At 65.3% G+C, this 23,226-nt stretch carries 19 protein-coding genes; 13 read left to right on the top strand and 6 right to left on the bottom strand.

What is annotated here, in order from left to right:
* The first annotated feature begins 9 nt into the window (after positions 1 to 9).
* The 9 genes from AC0WR5_RS09785 to AC0WR5_RS09745 all read left to right on the top strand — a co-directional run bounded on the left by AC0WR5_RS09785 (position 10) and on the right by AC0WR5_RS09745 (position 10,112).
* Positions 10 to 1,062: a phosphotriesterase family protein gene (locus AC0WR5_RS09785; protein ID WP_475868662.1), complete on the top strand. Its 1,053-nt coding sequence runs from the start codon at positions 10 to 12 to the stop codon at positions 1,060 to 1,062.
* Between the two features lie 18 nt (positions 1,063 to 1,080).
* A complete protein-coding gene (locus AC0WR5_RS09780; RefSeq protein WP_475868660.1) occupies positions 1,081 to 1,902 on the top strand; it encodes a sulfite exporter TauE/SafE family protein in 822 nt (273 codons plus the stop codon).
* 13 nt (positions 1,903 to 1,915) lie between these two features.
* Positions 1,916 to 3,421, top strand: a complete 1,506-nt coding sequence (locus AC0WR5_RS09775) for an amidase (RefSeq protein WP_475868658.1) — start codon at positions 1,916 to 1,918, stop codon at positions 3,419 to 3,421.
* Between the two features lie 131 nt (positions 3,422 to 3,552).
* Positions 3,553 to 4,293 carry a TetR/AcrR family transcriptional regulator gene (locus AC0WR5_RS09770; protein WP_475868656.1) on the top strand — a complete coding sequence of 247 codons (741 nt, stop codon included), beginning with the start codon at positions 3,553 to 3,555 and terminating at the stop codon, positions 4,291 to 4,293.
* 28 nt (positions 4,294 to 4,321) lie between these two features.
* Positions 4,322 to 4,654, top strand: coding sequence for a RidA family protein (locus AC0WR5_RS09765; RefSeq protein WP_475868654.1), 333 nt, complete (start codon positions 4,322 to 4,324; stop codon positions 4,652 to 4,654).
* A gap of 65 nt (positions 4,655 to 4,719) precedes the next feature.
* Positions 4,720 to 5,325 carry a YitT family protein gene (locus tag AC0WR5_RS09760; RefSeq protein WP_475868652.1) on the top strand — a complete coding sequence of 202 codons (606 nt, stop codon included), beginning with the start codon at positions 4,720 to 4,722 and terminating at the stop codon, positions 5,323 to 5,325.
* A gap of 1,670 nt (positions 5,326 to 6,995) precedes the next feature.
* A complete protein-coding gene (locus tag AC0WR5_RS09755; protein WP_475868650.1) occupies positions 6,996 to 8,276 on the top strand; it encodes an ABC transporter substrate-binding protein in 1,281 nt (426 codons plus the stop codon).
* Positions 8,277 to 8,349: 73 nt separating this feature from the next.
* Positions 8,350 to 9,294: a carbohydrate ABC transporter permease gene (locus AC0WR5_RS09750; RefSeq protein ID WP_475868648.1), complete on the top strand. Its 945-nt coding sequence runs from the start codon at positions 8,350 to 8,352 to the stop codon at positions 9,292 to 9,294.
* Positions 9,291 to 10,112, top strand: coding sequence for a carbohydrate ABC transporter permease (locus AC0WR5_RS09745; RefSeq protein WP_475868646.1), 822 nt, complete (start codon positions 9,291 to 9,293; stop codon positions 10,110 to 10,112). The genes AC0WR5_RS09750 and AC0WR5_RS09745 overlap by 4 nt, the downstream gene beginning before the upstream one ends.
* Positions 10,113 to 10,185: 73 nt before the next feature.
* On the opposite strand, the gene AC0WR5_RS09740 is transcribed toward AC0WR5_RS09745, so the two are convergent.
* Entirely contained in the window at positions 10,186 to 11,301 is a 1,116-nt protein-coding gene (locus AC0WR5_RS09740) for an ABC transporter ATP-binding protein (RefSeq protein ID WP_475868644.1), read from the bottom strand.
* Between the two features lie 282 nt (positions 11,302 to 11,583).
* Here AC0WR5_RS09740 and AC0WR5_RS09735 point away from each other — a divergent pair, with 282 nt between their 5' ends.
* From AC0WR5_RS09735 to AC0WR5_RS09720, 4 genes are all read left to right on the top strand, one after another.
* A complete protein-coding gene (locus tag AC0WR5_RS09735) occupies positions 11,584 to 12,282 on the top strand; it encodes a cysteine hydrolase family protein (protein WP_475868642.1) in 699 nt (232 codons plus the stop codon).
* Positions 12,279 to 12,971 (top strand): cysteine hydrolase family protein, encoded by a 693-nt coding sequence (locus AC0WR5_RS09730; protein WP_475868640.1) that lies wholly within the window; start codon positions 12,279 to 12,281, stop codon positions 12,969 to 12,971. The genes AC0WR5_RS09735 and AC0WR5_RS09730 overlap by 4 nt, the downstream gene beginning before the upstream one ends.
* Positions 12,972 to 13,115: 144 nt before the next feature.
* Positions 13,116 to 14,777, top strand: coding sequence for an alpha/beta hydrolase (locus AC0WR5_RS09725; RefSeq protein ID WP_475868638.1), 1,662 nt, complete (start codon positions 13,116 to 13,118; stop codon positions 14,775 to 14,777).
* Positions 14,765 to 15,616 carry a dienelactone hydrolase family protein gene (locus AC0WR5_RS09720; RefSeq protein ID WP_475868636.1) on the top strand — a complete coding sequence of 284 codons (852 nt, stop codon included), beginning with the start codon at positions 14,765 to 14,767 and terminating at the stop codon, positions 15,614 to 15,616. The genes AC0WR5_RS09725 and AC0WR5_RS09720 overlap by 13 nt, the downstream gene beginning before the upstream one ends.
* Positions 15,617 to 15,620: 4 nt before the next feature.
* On the opposite strand, the gene AC0WR5_RS09715 is transcribed toward AC0WR5_RS09720, so the two are convergent.
* From AC0WR5_RS09715 to AC0WR5_RS09695, 5 genes are all read right to left on the bottom strand, one after another.
* Positions 15,621 to 16,733 (bottom strand): ABC transporter permease, encoded by a 1,113-nt coding sequence (locus tag AC0WR5_RS09715; RefSeq protein WP_475868635.1) that lies wholly within the window; start codon positions 16,731 to 16,733, stop codon positions 15,621 to 15,623.
* A 2-nt stretch (positions 16,734 to 16,735) separates the two neighbouring features.
* Positions 16,736 to 19,471 carry a ribosome-associated ATPase/putative transporter RbbA gene (gene rbbA, locus AC0WR5_RS09710; protein ID WP_475868633.1) on the bottom strand — a complete coding sequence of 912 codons (2,736 nt, stop codon included), beginning with the start codon at positions 19,469 to 19,471 and terminating at the stop codon, positions 16,736 to 16,738.
* Between the two features lie 8 nt (positions 19,472 to 19,479).
* The gene (locus AC0WR5_RS09705) at positions 19,480 to 20,598 is read right to left on the bottom strand and encodes an HlyD family secretion protein (RefSeq protein WP_475868632.1); all 1,119 of its coding nucleotides are present in this window, start codon (positions 20,596 to 20,598) and stop codon (positions 19,480 to 19,482) included.
* Between the two features lie 271 nt (positions 20,599 to 20,869).
* The gene (locus AC0WR5_RS09700) at positions 20,870 to 22,291 is read right to left on the bottom strand and encodes a carnitine 3-dehydrogenase (protein WP_475868630.1); all 1,422 of its coding nucleotides are present in this window, start codon (positions 22,289 to 22,291) and stop codon (positions 20,870 to 20,872) included.
* A complete protein-coding gene (locus AC0WR5_RS09695; RefSeq protein WP_475868628.1) occupies positions 22,288 to 23,211 on the bottom strand; it encodes a beta-keto acid cleavage family enzyme in 924 nt (307 codons plus the stop codon). Before AC0WR5_RS09695 ends, AC0WR5_RS09700 begins: the two co-directional genes overlap by 4 nt.
* Positions 23,212 to 23,226 lie beyond the last annotated feature (15 nt).

Below are 23,226 nucleotides of genomic sequence, written 5' to 3'. Positions count from 1 at the left end.
GATCCGCCCATGACCCCCGATGACCTGAAGGGAAAGGTGCAAACCGTGACCGGGCTGGTGGACCCTGCCACGTTGGGGCCAACCCTGATGCACGAGCACCTCTTCATCGACCTGAATCCGCCGGCCTTCCGCGGCACCAGCCTGCCCGAGGGTGTCAGCAATGCCGCCATCGACCTGTGCAACTGCTTCCGCGCCGCCTACGGCCAGGGCCATTACACCGACAATTACCGAATCGACGATTTCACCGTGGTAAAGGCCGAGATCGAGGAGATGCACCGTGCCGGCGGCCGCACCGTGGTTGACCTGACCGTGGGCGGGCTCGGGCCGCGCCCTCTGCTGCTGCGCCGCATGGCGGAAGAGACCGAGGTGGCCTTGGTCATGGGGTGCGGCCACTACGTGGAAGAATACCAGCTGGCCGAGACCGCGGAGATGACCGTGGACCAGCTCGCTGCCCAGATGACCGGCCAGATCCTGGACGGGGCCTGGGGCACCGACGTGCGCGCCGGCATCATCGGCGAGATTGGCTGCCAGTCACCCTGGACCGAGCGCGAGAAACGAGTGATGGACGGCGCGATCGAGGCGATGAAGGCCACCGGTGCCGCGCTGAACGTGCACCCCGGCCGCGAGGCCGCCCAACCGCAGGAGGTGGCCGAATATGTTCGCGCCCGCGGCGGTCGCATGGGGCGGCTGATCCTGAGCCACATCGATCGGACGATCTTTGACGAGGACACGCTGTTCCGCCTCGCCGATACCGGCTGCATGATCGAATACGACCTCTTCGGCTGGGAAACGAGCTACTACTGGCCGAATCCCGACATTGACCTGCCCAATGACGCGATGCGGGTGAAATGGCTGCGCAAGCTGGTCGAGCGCGGCCACCTGAACCAGATCCTGATCAGCCACGACGTCTGCACCAAGGGCCGGCTGGAGCGCTTCGGCGGCCACGGCTTCCAGCACATCTTCGCAAACGTGGTGCCGCTGCTCTTGCGTCGGGATTTCGACCAGGCAGACGTTGACCGCATCCTTGTGGCCAATCCTGCCCGCCTGCTGACCTTCGACTGACTTCGGACGGATCCTCTCATGACTCTCGACCCTTCCCTTCTTCTCGCACTGGTGATCCTGCTGGTCACGGGCGCCTTTGCCGGCGTCCTGTCAGGCCTCCTCGGCATCGGTGGCGGTATCTTCCTGGTGCCGGTCCTGCTGGCGATCTTCCATGCCTTCGACGTGCCCGAAGCCGTGATCATGCAGCTCTGCGTCGGCACCTCGACGGCGACGATCGTGGCCACCTCGCTCCGCTCCGTCTGGTCGCACTACAAGCGAGGCGCGGTCGAGGTCGCCATCCTGCGCGCCTGGGCGCCCTGGATGGCGACCGGCGCGGTGCTGGGCGTGCTGACGGCAACCGGCCTGAAATCCGACACTCTGATGCTGATCTTCGGTACGCTGGCCGCCCTCATGGGGGTCTACATGGCCGCCGGAAACCCGAACTGGCGCCTGGGAGACAGCCATCCGGGCGTGCGAATCCACGGCCCCTACGCCGCGATCATGGGCTTTGTCTGTGCCATGATGGGCATCGGAGGCGGCACATTCGGGGTGCCGATGCTGACCGCCTACGGCACGCCCGTCAACCGCGCGATCGCCACTTCGGCAGGCTTCGGGCTGCTGATATCGCTGCCGGCGTCGGTCACCTACCTGCTGGCACGCCCCGACACCACCGGGCTGCCCCCGCTCACGCTTGGCATGGTCAGCCTGCCGGCCTTTGCCTGCATCGTGGCGATGACCTTTCTCACCGTTCCCATCGGCGCGCGCCTCACCCATGTGCTGCCCGCCGGCCGCCTGCGCCGGATCTTTGCCCTGTTTATCATTCTCGCAGCCCTCAACATGCTGCGCAAAGCCCTGTTCTGAAGGAGACGCTTCCATGGCTACCCACCTGTCCACCGATCCGGCCGACCTGGGCGCGCTCGACGCGCGCCGCCTGATTGCCCGCAAGGCCCTGTCTGCCGAGGAGCTGGCACAGGCCTGCATCACCCGGGTCGAGGCAGTCGACCATGCCGTGAACGCGCTGGTTGCGCGGGATTTCGACGGCCTGCTGGACGGCGCCCGTGCCGCCGATGCCAGGACAGCCGAGGGCGAGGCCCTGGGCCCGCTGCACGGCCTGCCCTTCGGCGTCAAGGACATGATCGACGTGAAGGGCCTGCCGACCACCTTCGGCTCCGAGCTCTTCCGCGACAACATCGCCACCAAGGATGACGCAATGGTCACCGCCATGCGCGCCGCCGGCGCCATCCCCATGGGCAAGACCAACAATCCAGAGTGGAGCGCGGGCGGCAATACCCGCAACCGCGTCTATGGCGCCACCGCCAACCCCCATGACCTGACGCGCACCTGTGCGGGCTCGTCCGGCGGGTCGGCCGCAGGGCTCGCAGCGGGCTACTTCCCGCTCGCCACCGGGTCGGACACAGGCGGCAGCCTGCGCAACCCGGCCGCCTTCTGCGGCGTCGTGGGCTACCGTCCCTCGCCGGGTGTCGTGCCGGGCAACACCCGGGGCATCGGCTACTTTCCCATGTCGACCTCGGGCCCGATGGCGCGCAATGTCGCCGATGCGGCGCTGATGCTGTCGGTGCTGGCGCGACCGGACATGAACGACCCCTATACGGCCGTCGTGGGAGGCAGGACCGCATGGGATCCAGCCAGTTTTGCGACCTTGCCGCGACGCGACCTGTCCTCCCTCAGAGTGGCCTTCACCGAGGATTACGGCTTTGCCCCGACCGAGGGCATCATCCGCGACCACTTCCGCAAGGTCGTACCGCAGATCGCGCCCTTCTTCGGCCAGGCAGGCGAAGGCACGCCGGATTGCACCGATGCCGACCGCATCTTTTCCGTCCTGCGCGGCATCCTCTTCGTCTCGGCGCATGGCAAGCGGCTCGACGCCCATCCCGAGCAGGTCGGCCCCAACGTGACCGAGAACATCATCGAAGGCCGCAGCTTTACGCCCGATGACGTTGCCGAGGCCCTGACCATGCAGGGCAGTTACCACTTCCGCTGGCAGAAATGGTTCGAAACCCATGACTTCGTGATCTCTCCGGCCGTCACCATCAGCCCGCGCGACTGGCACGAACTGTTCCCGGCCGAGATCGACGGCAAGGCCACCAAGAGCTACTATCATTGGCTGGCCATGGCCTATGCCTCGACCATCGCCGGGCATCCCTCGATCACCATTCCCTGCGGTACGGACGTCAACGGCATGCCCTTTGGCCTGCAAATCGTCGGCAAGCGCTATGACGACCTGGGCGTTCTGGCCGTCGCCGCCGAACTGGAGGCGATCATCGCGGGCATGTCGGACCTGGCGCCGCGCGCGCCCGATCTGGACGTGCTCAAGGCAGCCGGTCCCTTGAGTGCGGTGCCGGGCTTCCTCAGCCTCTGATCCCATTTTCCTGCCTTGATGCCGGGCACCCAAGTGGTGTCCGGCATTTTCATGGCCTGAGGTCAGCGAAACCGGTTGCGGGTTTATAGTACACCGTTCTATATCGGCCAAAACAACCCGACCGAGACCCGATGCCCATGCCTCCGTCCCCGAAATCTCCGCGCGGTCGCGCCGCAGCCATCGGCCTCGACAAGGCGCAGGTGGTCGCGGCGGCCCTGGCACAGATCGACGAGAAGGGTCTGGCCGCGTTCTCGCTGCGCGAGCTCGCGCGCACGCTCGGCGTTTCCCCCGCGGTGATCTACTGGCATGTGGGCGGCGCGAAGGAAGATCTCTTTGCCGAGATCTCGGCCTCAATCACCGGGACCTTTTCCGTCATCGACGGTCCCGATGTCGCCTGGCCCGACCGCCTGCGCCACATCTTCCGCAGCTACCGCACGCTGGTGCACAGGCACCCAAACATAGCGCCGCTGCTGGGCGCCCAGATGAAATCCAACGGCGTCGCCAATATCGCGATGGTAGAGGCCGTGCTGGCCATCCTCCATGACGGCGGCTTTCGCGGACCCGCGCTGCGGCCTGCGTTCAATGCGCTGATCGGCGGCCTGGCGGGTTTCGTCACGATGGAGCTTGCGCCCGCACCGGCGAAAGCCCCCGACACCGACTGGCAGCGCATCGTTGCGGAACGCCTCGGGGCGATCGACCCGGACCAATTCCCGATGACCCATGCGGCACTGCCAGAGATCACCAACCGCATCTTCGTCCTGCGCTGGCAGAACGGCGTGGATGTGCCCTATGGAGAGAGCTTCGACTTCCTCCTCGACCTGCTGATCGAGGGGCTGAAGGCGAAGGCTCCTCTCCCTTCAACACCCACCTGAAACGACCCAAGACCAAAAGGATCCAGAGATGAACCTTCCCTTCTCCAAGACCCGCCGCATCGGCAACACCGTCTACCTCTCGGGCGAGATCGGCTTTGGCGCCGATGGCACCGTGCCCGCAGGCATCGAGGCCCAGACCCGCAACTGCCTGGATCGGATCAAGGCCACGCTGGAAGCCGAGGGCCTGACCATGGCGAGCGTCGTCTCGGCGACCTGCTACCTGACCGACACCAGCGATTTCGCGGCCTTCAATGCCGTCTACGCCGAGTATTTCGCAGACCCCAAACCGGTCCGCACGACTGTCCAGAGCGGCCTGATGATCGACGCCTGCGTCGAGATCACCGTAATCGCCGAAGCCTGATCACACCAAAATGGCGCCCCATTCGGGGCGCTATCCCCCGCCCATCGACCCGCCAGGAGCCTCCGATGAATGTCAGATCCCCGATTTCCTTTTACGACGTGCAAGGCATCGCTTTTGGTATCCTGATGACCTCGCTTGGGGTGAGTTTCCTGAAAGCGGCAAGCCTGATCACGGGCCAGACCGCCGGCCTTGCAGTGCTGCTGTCCTATGTCGTCCCGCTCGGGTTCGGGACCCTTTTCCTGCTGATCAGCCTGCCCTTCTTCGTTCTGTCCTGGATCAAGCGCGGCCCCGACTTCACCTTCCGCACAATGGCAGCCGTCGTGGGTATCGCGGTCGTTACGCCCTACCTCGGGCGGATGCTCGCCTTCGAAGCCCTGCCGCCGCTGCTGGCGGCCATTCTCGCCGGGGCCTGTTGCGGGATCGGGCTGATCGCGCTTTTCCGGCACGGGGCCTCGGCCGGTGGTCTTGGCATCCTGGGGCTGATCATCGAGCAAAAGACCGGGTTCCGGACCGGCTGGTTCCAGATGAGCTTCGACGCCGTGATCTTTGCGCTTTCGCTTCTGGTACTTCCATTCGACGCGATCATCATTTCCTTTGTCGGTGCCGTGGTGCTCAATGCCATCATCGCCTGGAACTTCAAGGTCTCACAGACCGGCGCCCCGGCCTCCTAGATCCGCTGTCACAGCGTGACCCGGCCGGATCAAGAGCCGCTATTGCTGCATTCACCCCTTGCCGCTTGCGTCAGATTAACGGGCTTCCGGACTGCGAAAAGGCTCACGTGAAACGCAACATCCATCGGGCTTTGTGTCCATATGAACACTGTACCGGTCCGTGCCCCGCCGTCTTCGCGGTGCCGGTCACCCGCTGAGACGATCTGCCACTTCAGCATCTTGCGCGGCCCCTTCACCGCCCCCCTCGAGTGCTTGAGTGATGCTTGACTGAAGGCTGTGCGCCAGATCGCGGCAGCTCACCCTGACAAATTCGCCCGCGGCGGAGGCGGTCCAGAGCTGTGCCACCGGGACACCAGAAGCCCAGGACCCACCGCGCCCCACGCGGCTATTCCCAGCGCTGCCAGTTCGGACAGATCAAACATATCGCAAACGGACCTTGCAGGGTGCCTCGTCAGACCTTGTCATGTCGGAAGGGAAGCTGAAGGCACGGCGGACCGTCGGTGCCGGATGCCGGGATGCGATCCGGAGGGCAACCCAAACTGACGGATCTGTCAGCGCGGCTGCGGGCACAGGCAAAAGGGTTGCCCCGGTGAAAACGCCGTCTGGCCACGTCCGGTGCAGCTGCTGCGACGAAAGCCGGGCCTCAGCGGCAAGCGATGCCTGCGCGATCTGCGCCCTGCCGCACTGCAAGTCGTGAAGATTGGCCTCTCAAGGGATCTTGAGGGCTCGACTGCGGCCGACGCATGCGGCAACGGCAAAGTGCTTTGAAGATGCCATGGCGATAACGCCCAGCCTCCTCATCATCTAAGAAATCGACACCTGAGGGTCGCGCTTTCGCGACGATCAGCACGGGATGAGCGACCGCCTCCAAGTTCTGAAAGGCCTTCTCCCGGGAAACGACGGACAGACGCACGCGCCCGGAGTGATCCTCATCGGCGCCAGCAGTCAGATCATCAGGCCGGACAGAGACTTTCCTTGACCCCAGCTCACCGCCAGGAACAGCTTGCCTGACCGACACACCCCGATACCCCGTCGCCGAATGCCAACCAAAGCACGCGATTGTAGCGCAGGCAGCACCTCCCCTGTGCAGAGCACTTGTCAGCCCTGGTCCCTGAGGCCGTCGCGTGACAGGCCGCCCGGCAAGACCAGGTGCTCGACCCAATCAATATCAAACATTTCAATGTTCGGATTGCACGACGTTTACCTGCGTGGCCTGCCGCGCCCCCCGCGGGAATTCCGCCGAAAGGTTCAAGTTCCCCGATACCTGCGCACCTGTTGCAGGCCGAATACGGAAACCCGTCACGCCACTGACACTCATGCGCCACCCCGGAGCGCTTGCTCCACGTCCACGGGCAGAGAGGTCTCGATTCCTCCAGTAGGGGCATTTGACGCATTATCAATCATTTGTTTCGGCATTCTCGGCGGGACCAAGCGCCGGCGGCCTACCGTGATCTGCTGAAAATCTAGGCCTCCCGACCTGGCAACCGCTCCAAAGCGTCCCACCGAGGCTTTTCCCCTGACAGGCAGGCAAAGATGTCTTTGTGGTGATCATTCAATGTGTTCTTTTGTTCACATTGCGGCCTGCCAGAGAAAAACAAACATGCAACGCAGGTAAAACAGAAGGAACTGCTTCGAACGGAAGAAGCAGGCACAGCTGACAGGGAAACCCAATGAAGATGAGAACCTTCACTTTACGCACAGTGATCGCGGCCAGCGTATCCACTCTTGCCCTCTCCGCCCCGGCTTTCGCCGATGGCCCGCTGGATGGCATCACCCTGACCCTCGCCTCGCAGAACGACCAGTTCGCGGCCGTGCTCGCGGAGCTCGCGCCCAAGTTCAAGGAGGACACCGGCGGTGAGCTTGTCGTCGACATTCTCGACTATGGCTCGCTGCTCACCAAGACCACCGCCGACTTCATTGGCGACACGGGGTCCTATGATCTCAACACCATGGATATCGTCTGGGCCGGCCAATATGCCGACAACGACTACTCCGTCGATCTGACGGACTGGATCGCGCGCGATGCCGACGAAATCGACGTGGACGACATCTATCCCGTCCTTATGACAGCTCTGGGCAACTACGAGGGCAAGCAGGTCGCCTTCCCCTTCGCCGGCTATGCCAACGTGCTGGCCTATCGCAAGGACCTGCTGGAGAAGGCAGGCCTCGACGTGCCGACCACCCCCGAGGAGTTCACCGCGGCCGCCGAGGCCATGACCGATCCCGACAGCGGCATCTACGGTTTCGTGGCCAACGGCCAGCGCGGAGCCGCCGGCGCCCAGGACTGGATGCAGTACAACAGCCAGATGGGCGGTTCGATCATGGGCCCGGATGGCAAACCCACGCTCAATTCGCCGGAAAACGTGGCCTCGCTCAAGGTCTACAAGGAGCTCTTCGACAAGGCGGCACCTCCGGGTGCGGCCAACTATGACTGGGGCGGCCGCGAGGAAAGCTTCCGCCAGGGCGTAGCCGCGATGATGCAGACCTGGTCCGTGGGCGCCCCCGCCTACTATGACCCGGAGGTCTCCAAGGTTGTCGACACCGTCGGCATCGCCCTCGCTCCCGCAGAGGCCGGTTCGCCCTCCTATGGCGTCGGCGGCTGGGGCATGGCGATCAACGCCGACATCTCCGAGGAACAGAAGGAAGCCGCCTGGGAGTTCATCAAGTGGCTCACCAGCCCGGAAATCCACAAGGAATTCATCATGATGGGCGCCGGCTCCTTCCTTCGCAAGTCCGAGATGACCGATCCCGACCTGGCAGAGGCCTATCCCTTCCTGCCCGTGATCAAGGAGACCTTCGAGAACGGCAACGGTGAATACCGTCCCCGGATCCCGGAATACCCCGAGATCCAGGATCTGCTGGGCACCGCCGTCAACGCGGTCCTGGTGGGTGATGCCGATCCGCAGGAAGCCCTCGACGAGGCCCAGGAACAGGCCGCCGACCTGTTCTGATCCCGGCATTGCAACTGGCAGGGGGCGACCGCCGCCCTCTGCCGCACTTTCAAGGACCTGAAGGGGCTGCACCGTGACGCAGATCACCGCGACAAGCACCGCCGCCAATACCCTGCCGCGCCGCGGCTGGAGCTTTCACCAGAGGCGACGCTACTTTCTCGTCGCGATGGCGGCACCTGCCCTCGCCTACATCCTCGTGGTCGCCGTCTGGCCGATCCTACAGGGCATGTACTTCAGTCTGTTCGACTACAACCTGCTGAAACCAAACCGCACAAAGTTCGTCGGCTTAGGCAACTACCTGGACATCTTCCACAAGTCCGCGAACCGTGCGGCCCTGGTCAACACCGTCATCTTCACCTTCTCCGCCGTCACGATAGAGCTCGTCCTCGGCTTCTGCGTGGCCCTGTCGCTCTGGCGTGACAGCTGGTTCAACCGGATGGCCCTGGCGCTGGTACTGGTGCCGGTCACGATCACGCCGCTGGTCGTGGGCCTCATCTTTCGCGCCCTGCTTGCGCCCGACTTCGGGATGATCGGCTATTGGCTGGCGGAATGGGGCATCACCGACCCGCGCGGCCTGCTTGCCGATCCCGACATGGCGCTTGCGACACTGGTGATGATCGACGTCTGGGAATGGACGCCGATGATGGCCCTGATCCTTCTCGCAGGCCTCAAGTCGCTACCCTCCGACATCCTCGAAGCGGCACAGACAGACGGTGCCTCGGCCTGGCAGAGGATCCACATGATCGTTTTGCCGCTGATGCTGCCCGCGGTTCTGCTGGCGCTGATGATCCGCTCGGTCGACGCCTTCCGCGTCTTCGACAGCGTCTTCGTCACCACCGGCGGCGGCCCGGGCAATTCCACCAACACCATGATGCTCCAGGCGGTCAAGGAAGGCCTCGAGTACTTCGACATCGGCGAGGCCTCCACCCTGGGCAATGTCATGCTGTTCTGCATCGCCGTCATCGCGGCCACGATGATCTTCTTCCTGCGCCGCGCCGATCGGAGGGCCAACGGATGATTGCCGCTCAACGCAAGACCCTGATCCTGGAACGCACGATTGCCTCCACGGCTGTCGTCGTCGCCCTGGCGCCCTTCCTGTGGCTGGCCATGACGGCCTACAAGCCGGCGCGAGACATCTTTTCGATGCCGCCGAAATTCGCCTTTACGCCCACCTGGGCCAACTTCGAGAAGGTCTTCACCCTCTTCGACGTTCCCGCGCTCCTGGCCTCAAGCCTCAAGATAGCACTGGCCTCGGCCGTCCTGTCGCTGTTGCTGGGCGTTCCGGCGGGCTATGCGCTCGCACGCTCGCGCAGCCGCTATGCCATGGGCCTGGCCTATTTCTTCATGGCCATCCGCATGGTGCCCGCCGCCGCCACGCTCATTCCCTTCTACCTGATGATGCGTGATATCGGCTTGCTCGGCCACTGGTTCAGCGTGTCCCTGATCAACACCACCCTGAACGCGGCCTTTGTCACCTGGATGATGTTCTCCTATTTCCGCTCCCTCCCGATCGAGCTCGAAGAGGCCGCAATGACCGACGGATGTTCGCAGTTCGGAGCCTTTTTCAAGGTCGCCCTGCCCGCCGTCAGGCCCGGGATCATCGCGGCAACGATGTTCTGCGTTCTCTTCTCCTGGAATGACTTCCTCTTCGGCATGTTCCTGACCCGCCTCGACGACAAGCCGATTTCCGTCGCGCTTCTCTCGGCCTATGGCACAAAGGATATCACCTGGGGCACGCTGGGCGCCCTGGCGCATTTCTCCACGATCCCGATCGTGCTGATCGTCGTCTTCCTCAACCGCTACTTCATTCAGGGCATGACCAAGGGCATCCACTGAATCCTGTCCCGGACCCGCGCATGAAACCGGCCCGGAGTCTCTCTGGGCCGCTGCCCTGGAAACGCCCGGACCTTCACATGCCTTGGAGACGCTTTCCCGTAGCCGGATCAAACATGTGAACCCGCGCCGGATCGAGCTTCAGCGCAATCCGCTCCCCGGCCTTCAGCCGATGGGTCGCATCCACCGTCACCCGCAGCTTCAGACCGGCAATTTCCGTATCTCCCTCGGCGATATCCGCACTGCCATGGATAAGCTCCACGCCGGCCAGGTCGACATGCACCAGTAGCGATGCCCCGAGGTCCTCGATGAATCCGATGGTACCTTCCAGGTCCGACGGCCCTTCGGCCAGTGCCATCGCCTCCGGCCGGACCCCGAGAATGACGCCTTCCGCCCTCGGATCCGCCGGAATATCGATCCGTCCCTGGCCAACATCCAGCGCACCACCGACGCAGGCCGCCTTCATGAAGTTCATCGGCGGCGAGCCGATGAAGCTCGCCACGAAGAGATCTGCGGGGTGATCGTAGAGCATCCGCGGCGTATCGAGCTGCAGCAGCTCGCCCGCGTTCATCACCGCCACCCTGTCGCCCATGGTCATGGCCTCGACCTGGTCGTGCGTCACGTAGACCGTCGTGATCCCCGAAACCTTCTGAAGCCGGGCCACATCTGCGCGCATCTGCGCCCGCAGCCGGGCGTCCAGGTTCGAGAGCGGCTCGTCCATCAGGAATGCCTGCGGATCGCGCACAAGGGCCCGCCCCATGGCCACCCGCTGCCGCTGACCGCCAGAGAGCTGGCCCGGCTTGCGCTTCAGGTGCGCCTCCAGCTCGAGAAGCTTTGCCGTGTCCCAGACCTTGGTCCGGATCTCCGACGGGCTCAGCCCCCGCACCCGCAGTCCGAACCCGATGTTGCCCTCCACCGTCAGATGCGGATAGAGCGCATAGCTCTGGAAGACCATTGCGATGTCCCGGTCCTTCGGCGCAAGGTCGTTGGCCCTTGTGCCCCCGATCAGCAGGTCCCCGTCGGAGATATCCTCCAGCCCGGCAATCATGCGCAGCGCTGTCGACTTGCCACAGCCCGATGGGCCGACAAGCACCAGGAATTCACCGTCACGGATCGTCAGGTCGAGGCCCTTGATCGCCATGTAGCCATCAGCATAGCTTTTCTTCACCTGGCGAAACTCGATTGCTGACATGGTTCATTCCCGGTCTTCTATTGCGGTAAGCACTGACCCCGCCGACGAAATCCGCCTCGGGATCCCTGAAACGTTAGAAAGCGGCCCATTCCGCGGCAAGCTGATTTTTGTGCGAAAATGTTTTGCAGTGATAGATTTTGTTCGGTTGTGCCTTCAGACTCGCCTCACGATCAAAAAGTTACCGCTTCCGGTTTTCATGGCCGGCCCGAACCTTGAGGATCGTGCCTCAGGCAGGCGGGCACCTCCCCGTTCGGCCCGTCTCCAGGAAGGAGTGACCGCTCAATGACCAAAGTTCCGGCCTCTCACGTCCACGGCCTCTACCCCTGGCCCCACGACGGGCAGCTGTCGCCAGGCAACACCGCCGTGATCGTGCTCGGCATGCAGCGGGATTACGCGGACCCGCGGGGCTGGATGGCCTGCCGTGGCGATGACCTCGGCATGATCCGGGCGATCGTGCCCGGACTGGCCCATCTGCTTTCGGTCATGCACCGCGCCGGCCTTCCGGTCGTCCATGTCCGCGAAGCGCATCAGCCCACGCTCAGCGATCTGCCGGCCAACAAGCGCTGGCGCTCCGCCCGCGCCGGTGCCGAAATCGGCACTCCCGGTCCCCTTGGCCGCCACCTCGTGGCCGGTCAGGACGGCACTCGGATCCTCAGCGACCTCGCCGTTCATCCCGGCGACGACGTCATCGACACGCCCGGCAAGAGCGGCTTCTTTGCCTCGCCCCTGGACCAGTGCCTGCGCAGCCGCGGGCTGCGAAACCTCGTGCTTTGCGGCGCCACAACCGACGGCCTGGTGCAGGCAACCCTGCGCGATGCCAATGATCGCGGCTACGAATGCCTTGTTCTCTCCGATCTCTGCGCCACCACCGATGCAGGCCTGCACGAAGAGCAGATCCGCATGTTCTCCCTCGCCGGCGGCCTCTGGGGGTCGGTCGCCACGTCCGCCGATCTTCTTGCCGCACTGGAGCCCCTTGAATGAACCCGCAGGTCGCCGCCCGCCCCTATCCCTGGCCCTTCGATGGCGGCTTCAGTGCCGCCGACACCGCGCTGATCATCATCGACATGCAGATCGATTTCTGCGGCGTCGGCGGGTTTGCCGATCAGGCTGGTTCCGACATCGGCTTGCTGAACGCCACGATTCCCCCCACGCGTCTCGTTCTCGATGCCATGCGCGCGCAGGGTTTCCTCGTCATTCACACCCGCGAAGGCCACCGCGCTGATCTGACCGACCTGATGGAGACCAAGCGCTGGCGATCCGCCAGGGAGGGCGCCGAAATCGGCACCGAGGGGCCCTGTGGCCGCATGCTCACCCGCGGCGCCCCCGGCTGGGACATCGTTCCCGAGCTGACGCCCCTTGCTGGCGAACCTGTGATCGACAAGCCGGGCAAGGGTGCCTTTCATGCCACCGATCTCGATCACATCCTGCGCCGCAACCAGACCCGCAACCTGGTCTTTGCCGGTGTCACCTCCGATTGCTGTGTCCACACGACCATGCGCGAGGCCAACGACCGGGGCTATGAATGCCTGCTGCTGGAGGATTGCTCGGCCTCGGTCTTTACCGCGCACCATGCCTCGATCCTGAAATTCACGATGCGCGATCACGGGCTCTTCGGCACGATCGCCTCTTCGTCGGACCTTCTTGCAGCGCTCGCCGGAACGTCCTGCTGACGCGCGATGCCGCCTGCCCGGTCTCCGGGTGTCCCGCGCGCGCCGCAGTGCGGCGGCAAAAGGGGCAAAGGCCTCGCAAACTCCTTGCACGGCATCCGCAAAGTCCCGAAGCATTCTCTCAACACTGACAATACGGGCCGTCAAATGAAAGTTTCCCTGTTCAAGGGCGTAGGTCTCTACCTGCTCCCGCTGGCTTTCGGGCTGTTCCTGTTTGCCCTGTCGCTGACGCCTTCGCTCTCGCCGCGCGATCCACAGTTCCAGGGCCTTCTGGGCGGCGTGGTGATGGCCATAGGCTATCTGATCGGGCGCGTCTTCCAGCTGATCTGGACGGCACTGGGCATTCCGAACCTGCGCGGTCGCGCGGCCCGCATCACCGGGCTGGTCGTCTTTCTTGCCGCTCTGGCAGTGCTGGTGTTTTGCGTCGCGTCCAGCGTGCGCTGGCAGAATTCCATCCGCGAACGCGTCGAGATGCCTCCACTCGACGATCTGCAATGGCTGCCTATGCTGCTCGTGGCCCTCGTCGTCTTTGCCGCCCTCTTCGTGATCGGGCTGCTGATCCAGAAGCTGGTCAACCTGCTGCGGAACTGGCTCGATCGTTACATGCCACGCCGCGCGGCCAACACTCTCGGGGTCGTCATCGCCGTTCTCCTGCTGGTCTTCCTCACCCGCGACGGCCTCGTGCCTGCGGTGGTCCGTTCCCTCGATGCCTCCTACGCCGAGGCGCAATGGCTCTTCGACGATGCTCCCGAACCGCCCACCGACAACCGCATTCCCGGCAGCGCCGAGTCCTTCGTCGGCTGGGGATCGATGGGCCAGCCGGGCCGAAACTTCGTGACCCAGGGCCCCACGGCCGCCGATATCGAGGCAATCACCGGCCGCCCCGCCAAGGAGCCCATCCGCGTCTATGTCGGTCGGGCACAGGCGGATACGCCAAAGGAACGGGCCGAGATCGCGCTGGAGGAGCTCAAACGCCTCGGCGCCTTCGATCGCGAGGTGCTCGTCGTCAACTCTCCCACCGGCACCGGCTGGCTCGATCCGAACAGCCAGGATCCGCTCGACTACATTCATGACGGCGACGTCGCCCAGGTGGCGGTACAATATTCCTACATGCAGTCCCCCTTTGCCCTGATCTTCGAGACCCGCACAGGTCTCGATCAGGCCTCCGCGACCTTCGATGCCATCTACCACTACTGGACCACCCTGCCCGAAGACAGCCGCCCGCGACTCTACATGCACGGGCTCAGCCTCGGCGCCTGGTCATCGATGTACGCGCTCGACATGCTCGAGGTCTTCCAGGATCCGATCCAGGGGGCCTTCTGGACCGGCTCGCCCTTCGTGTCTGAACGCTGGATCCGCGCCACCAACAGCCGCAACCCCGGTTCGCCCTATGTCTCGCCGGTGCTGAACGATGGCTCCGTCATCCGCTTCTTCACCCATTTCGGCGGGCTCGACCGCGCCACCGCCGACTGGTCGCCGATGCGCATCGTCTTCCTTCAGCACGCCTCCGACGCCATCACCTTCTACGAACCGGCCTCGCTCTGGCGCAAACCCGAATGGATGAAGGAACCGCCGGCTCCCGATGTCACGCCGCTGATGCGCTTCCTGCCCATCGTCACCCAGTTCCAGCTGGCGCTCGACATGATGCTGGCCGAGGGGATGTCGCTCGGCTTCGGCCACAATTACGCCCCACCCGAATACCTCAAGGGCTGGGTCGCCATGACCGATCCCGCCGACTGGACCGAACAAGACACCGAGGCTCTGCTGAAACAATGTCAGGAAAACGGAAAGCGTGGATGCGCACCCTGAGCATCACCGGAGCGGTCCTGCTCTTTCTCGTGATCGGTCTCGGCCTCAACACCATGCGGCAGGCCGGGCACCTCGACGTGGTGCGCGAGACACCGCAGCAACGCGAGGCCCAGCTGGCGCCCTACTGGCAGTTTCAGCGCCCCGCCTCGCCCGGGCCCCATCCGCTCGCCATCCTGCTCTCGGGCTGCGATGGCGTGCGCGACAACATGACCTTCTGGGCCGATCACTTCAACGGCCTGGGCTATGCCACGCTGATCGTCGACAGCCATTCCCCACGCAACCTCGACGGCCACGAGCTCTGGCGGCTGGTCTGTGCCGGCCAGGCCCTCGGCGGCAGCGAACGCGCCGGTGACGCCGCGGTGGCGCTGGCCGCCATGGACCGGCTCGACGGCCTGACCGGCGACGTGCTGCTCTTCGGCGCCTCGCATGGCGGCTGGAGCGCGCTCGAGCTGGTGAACCTGGCCAATGCAGGCACCGTGCCGCCGGGCCTCACGCAATGGCCCCTGCCGCCCGAAACCATCCTCGATCAGATCTCCAGGATGGTCCTGCTCTATCCCTATTGCGGCATCCTCAACGCCACGGCCTCCGTGCCCTGGCACAAGGCACCGGAGGGGCTGGTGATCCTGGCCCAGAACGACAGCGTGATCAGCACCCCGGACTGCCTGTCAAAGCTCGGCAAGCTGCAGGCGCGCGGTGACGACGTCGATGTGGTGGTCATCGCCGATGCCGATCACGCCTTTGACCAGCAGAACCGCTCGGCGCTCTCGAAGAAGACCTTCAACGCGGACCAGCGGCAGCAGGCGGTGACCCTGGTCGATGCCTTCCTGGCGGCCCCCTGAGGCCTCAGCGCAGGAACTTGCGGAACTGGATCATCGCCAGCCAGAACAGCGCCGCACCGATCACCGCCAGCGCCACCAGCTGCGGCCATACCGTGCCGAGGCCTGCCCCGCGGAACAGGATCGCCTGCGACAGGATGACGAAATGCGTGGTCGGGGCGGCCTGCATGATGAACTGGATCGCCTCGGGCATGTTCTCGCGCGGGGTCATGCCCCCCGACAGCATCTGCAGCGGCAAGAGCACCAGCATCAGCAGCAGGCCGAACTGCGGCATGGATCCGGCCACAGTCGCCAGGAAGATCCCCAGCGACGTGGTGGCAAAGAGCATCAGCGTCGCCCCGAAGAAGAACAGCAGCAGCGATCCCCGCAACGGCACGCCCAGCATCATGTGCGTCACCACGATCAGCGCAAAGAGCGACGCGACGAGCACCACCGCTCCCATCGACCAGACCTTCGACAGCATGATCTCGACCGCCGTCACCGGCATCACCAGCAGGTGCTCGACGGTGCCATGTTCCTTTTCCCGGATCAGCGCCGCACCGGTCAGGATGATCGAAAGCATCGTGATCGAGTTGATCACCTGGTTCACCGTGCCGAACCACGAGGGATCGAGAGACGGGTTGAACCGGCTGCGCAGCACCAACTCGGGCGAGGTGGCGCTGTCCGAGCGATAGCGGCTCAGGTATTCCGCGATCTCGGCCGAGACGATCTGCTGGATATAGCCCGACCCGTTGAAGGCCTGCGTCATCCGCGTAGCATCGACATTCAGCTGCAGCTCCGGGGTGCGCCCGGCCAGCAGGTCGCGCTCGAACGAGGGCGGGATGTTCAGCGCAAAGGTATCCATCCCCGCATCCATCCGCGCGTCCATTTCCGAGCTGTTGATCAGCTCCGGCGGGATGAAGAAGGGCTCGTAGAAAGACTGTGCAAGCCGGCTCGACAGCTGCGAGCGGTCCTCGTCGACGATGCTGATCGTGGCCTTGTTCAGCGACATCGAGAAGGCCGCGGCAGAGATGTAGACCGCCACCGAGAAGAGAAAGACGATCAGGATCATCATCGCGGTATCCTGCCGCAGCCCGCGCAGTTCCTTGATCCCCAGCAACCAGACGTGACGAAGCTGCATGGTCATTTCTCCTGCTTGCTCAGCAGTGCCGTTCCCAGGAACAGCAGCACCGGCACGGCGATGACCAGGGCGATCATGTCGGCGGTCAGGTCGCCCATGCCCAACCCCTTCGAATAGGTCCCCCGGGCGATGGTGATGAAATGCGATGTCGGGATCACCTCACCGATCACCCGCGCGCCCCCCTCCAGCGAGGACACCGGATCAACCAACCCCGAAAAGAGCGTCGCCGGGATCATCGTCAGCACCGTCGTGGCAAAGATCGCCGCGATCTGGCTCGACAGGAAGGAGGAGATCACCAGCCCGATACCGGTGGTGGCGATGACATAGAGGATCGCGGCGATCGTGATGGCCAGAAGGCTGCCGGTAAAGGGCACCCCGAAGACCAGCACCGTCATCGCCAGCAGCAGGAAGAAGTTGAAGATCGCCAGGATCACATAGGGCGCCTGCTTGCCCAGCAGGAACTCGAGCCGTGTCACCGGCGTGACATAGAAATTGATGATCGAACCGAGTTCCTTTTCCCGCACCACGGCCAGCGCCGTCAGCATCGCCGGGATCATGATCAGCAGCATCGGGATCACCCCCGGCGCCATGGCGATTAGGCTCTCGATGTTCGGATTGTAGCGGAACCGCGTCTCGAGCGAGAAATCCCCGGTGACCGCCGCATCACCATATTGCACCCGCGCCCTGTCGCTCAGCCACGCGCCATAGACGCCCTGGACATAGCCCTGCACGGTCTCGGCCTGCGAGGGGTTGGATCCGTCGATCCACCCGGCAATCTGCACGTCGTCGCCGCGATCCATGTCCCGCGCGAACCCGGGCGGGATCTCTATCGCAAGGTCCAGGTCACCGCTTTCCATGCGGGCGTCCATGTCCGCATGGCTTTCCAGCGGATCCTGCTCGCGGAAGTAGCTCGAGCCGGAAATCTCCTGCACCAGGCTGCGGCTCAGGGTGGTCTGATCGCGGTCCAGCACCGCAAAGGACAGGTCCTTCACGTCCGTGCTCATGCCGTAGGCGATCACCACCAGCAGCACCAGCGTTCCCACCAGCGCCATGGTCGCGCGGATCGGGTCCCGCATCAGCTGCAGCGTCTCCAGCAGGGCATAGCTGACCATGCGGGTCATGCTGAAACCGCCCTGGTGGACCTCGGCGGCGGCCTCGCTGCCCACCGCACCGGCAATGTCGCCATTATCCGCCGCCGCGCCGGTCTCCCCGATCGCCTCCTCGAGGTAGGCGATAAAGGCCTCCTCAAGGGTCTCGGTGCCCTTCTCCGCGCGCAGCGCCTCGGCACTCGCACTCACCAGGACCCGCCCGGCGTGCATGAGAGAGATCCTGTCGCAGAGCTCGGCCTCGTTCATGAAATGCGTCGAGACGAAGATCGTCACCCCGTCCTGGCGCGACAGCTCGCCCAGCAGCTGCCAGAAGCCGTCGCGCGCCACCGGGTCCACGCCCGATGTCGGCTCGTCCAGGATCAGGATCTCCGGCCCGTGGATCACCGCAACCGCCAGCGACAGCCGCTGGCGCATCCCCAACGGCAGCGATTCCGGCAGCGCATTCAGGTGTTCGGACAGGTCGAACCGATCGACCATCGCCGTCACCCGGGCCGGGATCGCCGCGTCTTCCAGCCCGAAAAGCCGCGCGTGCAGCACCAGGTTCTGCTCCACCGTCAGCTCGGAATAGAGCGAGAAGGCCTGCGTCATGAAGCCGACGCGCCGCCGCACGCTCATGTCGTTGGCATCGAGCGGCTGTCCAAAGAGGGCCGCCGTGCCGCTCGTGGGCTCAAGGAGCCCCGTCAGCATCTTCATCGTGGTGGTCTTGCCACAGCCGTTCGAGCCCAGGAAACCGAAGATCTCGCCGCGGTGGATGGTAAAGCTCACATTGTCGACGGCGGTGAAATCACCGAACCGCCGCGTCAGGTTCTCGGCCTGGATCGCCACCTCCGCGCCCGAGCCATCCCGGCGGGCGATGTCCACGCCCCCACTGGTCTCGCCGCCGGCGCCATGCATCCGGAGCAGCGCCACGAAGGCCTCGTCCAGGTTCGCGGTGCCGGTCTGTTCCAGGAATTCCGCCGGCGTACCCGTCGACAGCACCTGCCCCGCGTTCATCGCCACGAGCCAGTCATAGCGCGCCGCCTCCTCCATGTAGGCCGTCGACACCAGCACGCTCATCGAGGGACGGGTGGCGCGGATCCGGTCGATCAGGTCCCAGAACTGCCGCCGTGACAGCGGATCGACGCCCGTGGTCGGCTCGTCCAGGATCAGCAGGTCGGGATCATGGATCAGCGCACAGCAGAGGCCCAGCTTCTGCTTCATCCCGCCAGAGAGCTTGCCCGCCGGCCGGTCCTCGAAGGCCGACATGCCCGTGGCAGCCAGGAGCGACCTGATCCTGCGGTCCCGCTCGGCCCTGTCGTGGCCGAACAGGCGGCCGAAGAATTCAAGGTTCTCGCGCACCGACAGCGTCGGATAGAGGTTCCTGCCAAGGCCCTGCGGCATGAACGCGATCTGCGGCCCAAGAGCACGGCGCACCTCCGCCTTCGCGAAATCCCCGCCCATGACCTCCAGCGTGCCCGCCTGCAGGCGGCGCGCGCCCGAGACCAGCGACATGAGGCTCGACTTGCCCACGCCGTCCGGCCCGATCAGCCCCACCATGCGGCCCGCGGGAATGTCGATGGTCAGGTCGTCCAGGGCAAGCGTCTTGCCATAGCGCAACGTCAGGGCGTTGGCGCGTATAACGCTCTGCATCGCGCCGCTCACTCGCTCTCGGACGTGGCAGGCTCCGCCTGAAGCTGCGCCGGGGGCGGCGGATCCGCCGAGGATACCGCCACGCTCGGCCAGTCCGCATCGGGATCAAGCCGCAGGTAGGCCATGCCCGGCAGCCCGGTCTTCACGTAGGCCGAATATTGCTCCAGCAGCTCCGGCACGATCCGCGCCCGCACCCGGAACATGAGTTTCACCCGCTCGTCGGCGGTCTCCACGCTCTTCGGGCTGAACTGCGCCACATCGGCGACAAAGGTCACCTTGGCCGGAATGGCGTAGGCCGGCGCCGCATCCAGCACGATGCGCACGTCGTCGCCCATCTGCACCCGGCCCGCCTCGGGCGTCGGCAGGAAGAAGGTCATGTAGACATCGGTCAGCGACACCATGTTCAGGATCCGGCTGCCGGAACCGACCACTTCGCCCTCCTGTGCCACCAGGTATTGCACCCGGCCGCTCACGGGCGCGCTCAGCACGCTGTCCTTCAGCGACACATCCAGCGCGTCGATCTGCGCCTGCGCCGCATCCACCGCCGCCTCCGCATCGACCACCGCGGCCCTGGCCGCGCCCACGCCCGCCTCGGCCGCCGCCTGCTGGGCCTGCGCCGCCGCAACGCCCGCCGCCGCCTGGCTCGCGGCCGAGACCGCGTCGTCCAGCGTCTGCTGCGAGACGGTGGAACCGGCCGCAAGCTGCTGGTTGCGTTCCAGCCGCTGATCCGCCGCCTTCTGCTCGGCCAGGCTCTTTTCCACCCCGGCCTGAGCGCTGCGCACCTCGGCCTCGGCCTGCACCACCTGCGCCCTGGCGGTATCCACGCCGATCTCGGCGCGGCGCTTGCTGGCCTCGGCCTGGCGCAGCTCCGCTTCGAGCTGGTCCGTGTCCATCCGCACCAGCTCCTCGCCGGCCTCCACGAATTGCCCCTCGTGCACCAGGATCCTGTCGATCCTTCCCGCGGACAGCGAAGAGATGTTGATCTCCGTGGCCTCGATCCGGCCATTGGCACCGACGATCCCGTCGGGCAGGCCACCGGCATTCCGGCCGATCCAGGCCAGGATCACGACAACGACAAGCAGACCGCCAGCGATCAGCCAGAGAGTGTTCTTCTTGGGCAGCTTCATTGTCTCGAAATTCTCTTTTACGAATGCGTAGAGGGATGATTCAACCCTAGGGTCTACCCTTCAAACGTGTCAATCACGCGCCGCCCTACGCCAGATGACGTGGAGGCTGCCGTAACGTCGCTGCCCTTACGTGATCTTCAGGTTGCCGCAGCCCCGACGTCGGCCCCGGAACAAGGCACGGCAAAAGGCACGGCCTTCCAGAGAAAAAGGCCACGCCCCCGGGGGGACGTGGCCAATCGTCTTCGTCTTTTCGCCAGTTTCCGCCGGCCGCTCAGGCGCGGGTGCCCACGGCCCCGCCATAGCCGGCTGCCTCGCGGCCCTCATGGGCCCGCGCCAGCGCCTCGAGCGCCTCGGCGACCGCCGGCTCGGGCTCACAGCTGCGCCGCGTCTTCAGGTCGGTATGCAGCAGCAGCGTCTCGATCGTGGCAGCCAGCGTGCCGCAGGGCTTCATCACCCGGTGGAACAGGTGCATCTTCTTGCCCTCGCCACGCATCACCTGCGTCGTCACCGTCAGCAGCGCGCCGCGATGCACCTCGTCGAGGTAGCGGATGCGCGTGTCCACGGTGAAAAAGCTCTTGCCCGCCGCGATATAGGCCTCGTCCGCCCCGACGCGCTTCATCAGCCCGTCCGTGGCCCAGCTGCCCAGTTCCAGATAGGCCGCCTCGTTCATGTGGCCGTTGTAGTCGGTCCAGGTCACCGGCACCGCCCGCCGCGCGGTCACCGGCAGCCCGTCCAGCTCGCCCAGATCCGGCAGCGTCGCCTCATGATCCAGGATCACCTTGCCGGCCCCTGCCGCGCCATGGCGCAGGCTGCGCAGGATCCCCACCAGGTTGTCGTCGCGCTCGCGCTCCATCTCGAGCACGCTACGCCCCGCCGCCTGGTCATCCGACTGCGCCGCGATCAGGCCCACCAGCTCGTCATCCAGCTCCGGCACATCCGTCAGCTTCGACAGCGGCCAGCTCAGCGTCGGCCCGAATTGCGACAGGTAGGACGCCATGCCGGCCTCGCCGCCTGCCACCCGGTAGATCTCGAACAGGCCCATCTGCGCCCATCTCAGGCCGAACCCCATGCGGATCGCCTCGTCGATCTGGCCGGTGGTGGCAACCCGGTCCTTCAGCATCCAGAGCGCCTCGCGCCAGACCGCCTCCTGGAAGCGGTTGCCGATGAAGCCGTCGATCTCGGTCTCCAGCTGCAGCGGATACATCCCCAGCGACCGCACCACCCTCTCGGCCCGCAGCCGCAGATCCTCCGGGCCCGACAGCTCGATCAGCGGCAACAGGTAGACCGGGTTGAACGGATGCACCACGACCACCGGCGCGCCTGCGGCACCCAGGTCCTCGGCCTTCAGGCTCGAGGTCGAAGAGGCGATGAACCCGCCCTCCGGCAGCGACGCCATGATCTCGGCATAGACCGCGTGTTTCAGGGGCAGCCGCTCCGACACGCTCTCCTGCACCCAGTCGGCGCCCGCAACCGCCTCGGCCACCGAGCTGCAGAAGCTCAGCGCGCCCTCGGCCGGCAGCGCCCGGTCATAGAGCGCCGGAAGCGAAGCCCGTGCATTGGCCAGCACCGCCGCGATCTTGCGCTCGGCCTCCGGATCGGGGTCGAACACCGCCACGTCCCAGCCGTTCAGCAGGAACCGTGCCGCCCAGCCGCCGCCGATGACTCCGCCGCCGATGATCGCCGCACGGCTCATGCGGCACCGCCCGCAGGCGCGCGCTTCACCAGGCCGAGCTGATCGCGCACTTCCTGCGGGCCCATCAGGCTCACGCCCAGCCCGTCGAGGATGCCCGCGGCCTTCTCCACCAGCTGCGCATTGGTCGCCAGAACGCCGCGCTCGAGATACAGGTTGTCCTCGAGGCCCACGCGCACGTTGCCGCCGGCCAGCGCGGCCGCGGCGACAAAGGGCATCTGGTCCCTGCCCAGGCTGAAGGCCGACCAGGTCCAGCCTGCCGGCACGTTGTGCACCATCGACAGGAAGGTCAGCAGGTCGTTGGGCGCCCCCCAGGGGATCCCCATGCAGAGCTGCACCAGCGCCGGATCCTCCAGCACCCCTTCCTCGACCAGCTGCTTGGCGAACCAAAGGTGCCCGGTGTCAAAGGCCTCGATCTCGGGCTTCACACCCAGCTCGGTCATCTCGCGCCCCATGGCACGCAGCATGTTGGTGGTATTGGTCATGACGTAATCGCCATCGCCAAAGTTCATCGACCCGCAGTCCAGGGTGCAGATCTCCGGCAGGCAGGCCCGGATATGCGCCATCCGTTCGGACGCGGAGGCCATGTCGGTGCCGGCGGCGTCGAGCGCCATCGGCGTTTCCGGATCGCCCAGCGTCAGGTCGCCGCCCACGCCCGCAGTCAGGTTCAGCACCACGTCGACGTCGGCCGAGCGGATGCGGTCGGTCACTTCGCGGTAATACTCCACCTTGCGCAACGGCGCACCGGTCTCGGGGTCGCGCACGTGGCAGTGCACGATGGCGGCACCCGCCCGCGCGGCATCGATCGCCGCATCGGCGATTTCCTTCGGCGAGCGCGGCACCAGGCGGCTCTTGTCCTGGGTGGCACCGGCCCCGGTGATCGCGGCGGTAAGAAAGAGTTTGCGGTTCATCGCAAGAGGCATGTCGTCTCCTTTGGT

The sequence above is a fragment of the Pseudooceanicola sp. DL12 genome (assembly GCF_056270665.1).
This window is presented reverse-complemented; position numbering and strand designations above follow the sequence as displayed.

What these genes read in the sequence shown, in the direction of transcription:
- rbbA (WP_475868633.1), bottom strand. Translation starts at nt 19,471, where the DNA reads ATGCAGAGCGTTATACGCGCCAACGCCCTGACGTTGCGCTATGGCAAG.
- AC0WR5_RS09765 (WP_475868654.1), top strand. Translation starts at nt 4,322, where the DNA reads ATGAACCTTCCCTTCTCCAAGACCCGCCGCATCGGCAACACCGTCTAC.
- AC0WR5_RS09720 (WP_475868636.1), top strand. Translation starts at nt 14,765, where the DNA reads ATGCGCACCCTGAGCATCACCGGAGCGGTCCTGCTCTTTCTCGTGATC.
- AC0WR5_RS09695 (WP_475868628.1), bottom strand. Translation starts at nt 23,211, where the DNA reads ATGCCTCTTGCGATGAACCGCAAACTCTTTCTTACCGCCGCGATCACC.
- AC0WR5_RS09735 (WP_475868642.1), top strand. Translation starts at nt 11,584, where the DNA reads ATGACCAAAGTTCCGGCCTCTCACGTCCACGGCCTCTACCCCTGGCCC.
- AC0WR5_RS09780 (WP_475868660.1), top strand. Translation starts at nt 1,081, where the DNA reads ATGACTCTCGACCCTTCCCTTCTTCTCGCACTGGTGATCCTGCTGGTC.
- AC0WR5_RS09760 (WP_475868652.1), top strand. Translation starts at nt 4,720, where the DNA reads ATGAATGTCAGATCCCCGATTTCCTTTTACGACGTGCAAGGCATCGCT.
- AC0WR5_RS09700 (WP_475868630.1), bottom strand. Translation starts at nt 22,291, where the DNA reads ATGAGCCGTGCGGCGATCATCGGCGGCGGAGTCATCGGCGGCGGCTGG.
- AC0WR5_RS09725 (WP_475868638.1), top strand. Translation starts at nt 13,116, where the DNA reads ATGAAAGTTTCCCTGTTCAAGGGCGTAGGTCTCTACCTGCTCCCGCTG.
- AC0WR5_RS09740 (WP_475868644.1), bottom strand. Translation starts at nt 11,301, where the DNA reads ATGTCAGCAATCGAGTTTCGCCAGGTGAAGAAAAGCTATGCTGATGGC.
- AC0WR5_RS09730 (WP_475868640.1), top strand. Translation starts at nt 12,279, where the DNA reads ATGAACCCGCAGGTCGCCGCCCGCCCCTATCCCTGGCCCTTCGATGGC.
- AC0WR5_RS09785 (WP_475868662.1), top strand. Translation starts at nt 10, where the DNA reads ATGACCCCCGATGACCTGAAGGGAAAGGTGCAAACCGTGACCGGGCTG.
- AC0WR5_RS09770 (WP_475868656.1), top strand. Translation starts at nt 3,553, where the DNA reads ATGCCCATGCCTCCGTCCCCGAAATCTCCGCGCGGTCGCGCCGCAGCC.
- AC0WR5_RS09705 (WP_475868632.1), bottom strand. Translation starts at nt 20,598, where the DNA reads ATGAAGCTGCCCAAGAAGAACACTCTCTGGCTGATCGCTGGCGGTCTG.
- AC0WR5_RS09745 (WP_475868646.1), top strand. Translation starts at nt 9,291, where the DNA reads ATGATTGCCGCTCAACGCAAGACCCTGATCCTGGAACGCACGATTGCC.
- AC0WR5_RS09755 (WP_475868650.1), top strand. Translation starts at nt 6,996, where the DNA reads ATGAAGATGAGAACCTTCACTTTACGCACAGTGATCGCGGCCAGCGTA.
- AC0WR5_RS09775 (WP_475868658.1), top strand. Translation starts at nt 1,916, where the DNA reads ATGGCTACCCACCTGTCCACCGATCCGGCCGACCTGGGCGCGCTCGAC.
- AC0WR5_RS09715 (WP_475868635.1), bottom strand. Translation starts at nt 16,733, where the DNA reads ATGCAGCTTCGTCACGTCTGGTTGCTGGGGATCAAGGAACTGCGCGGG.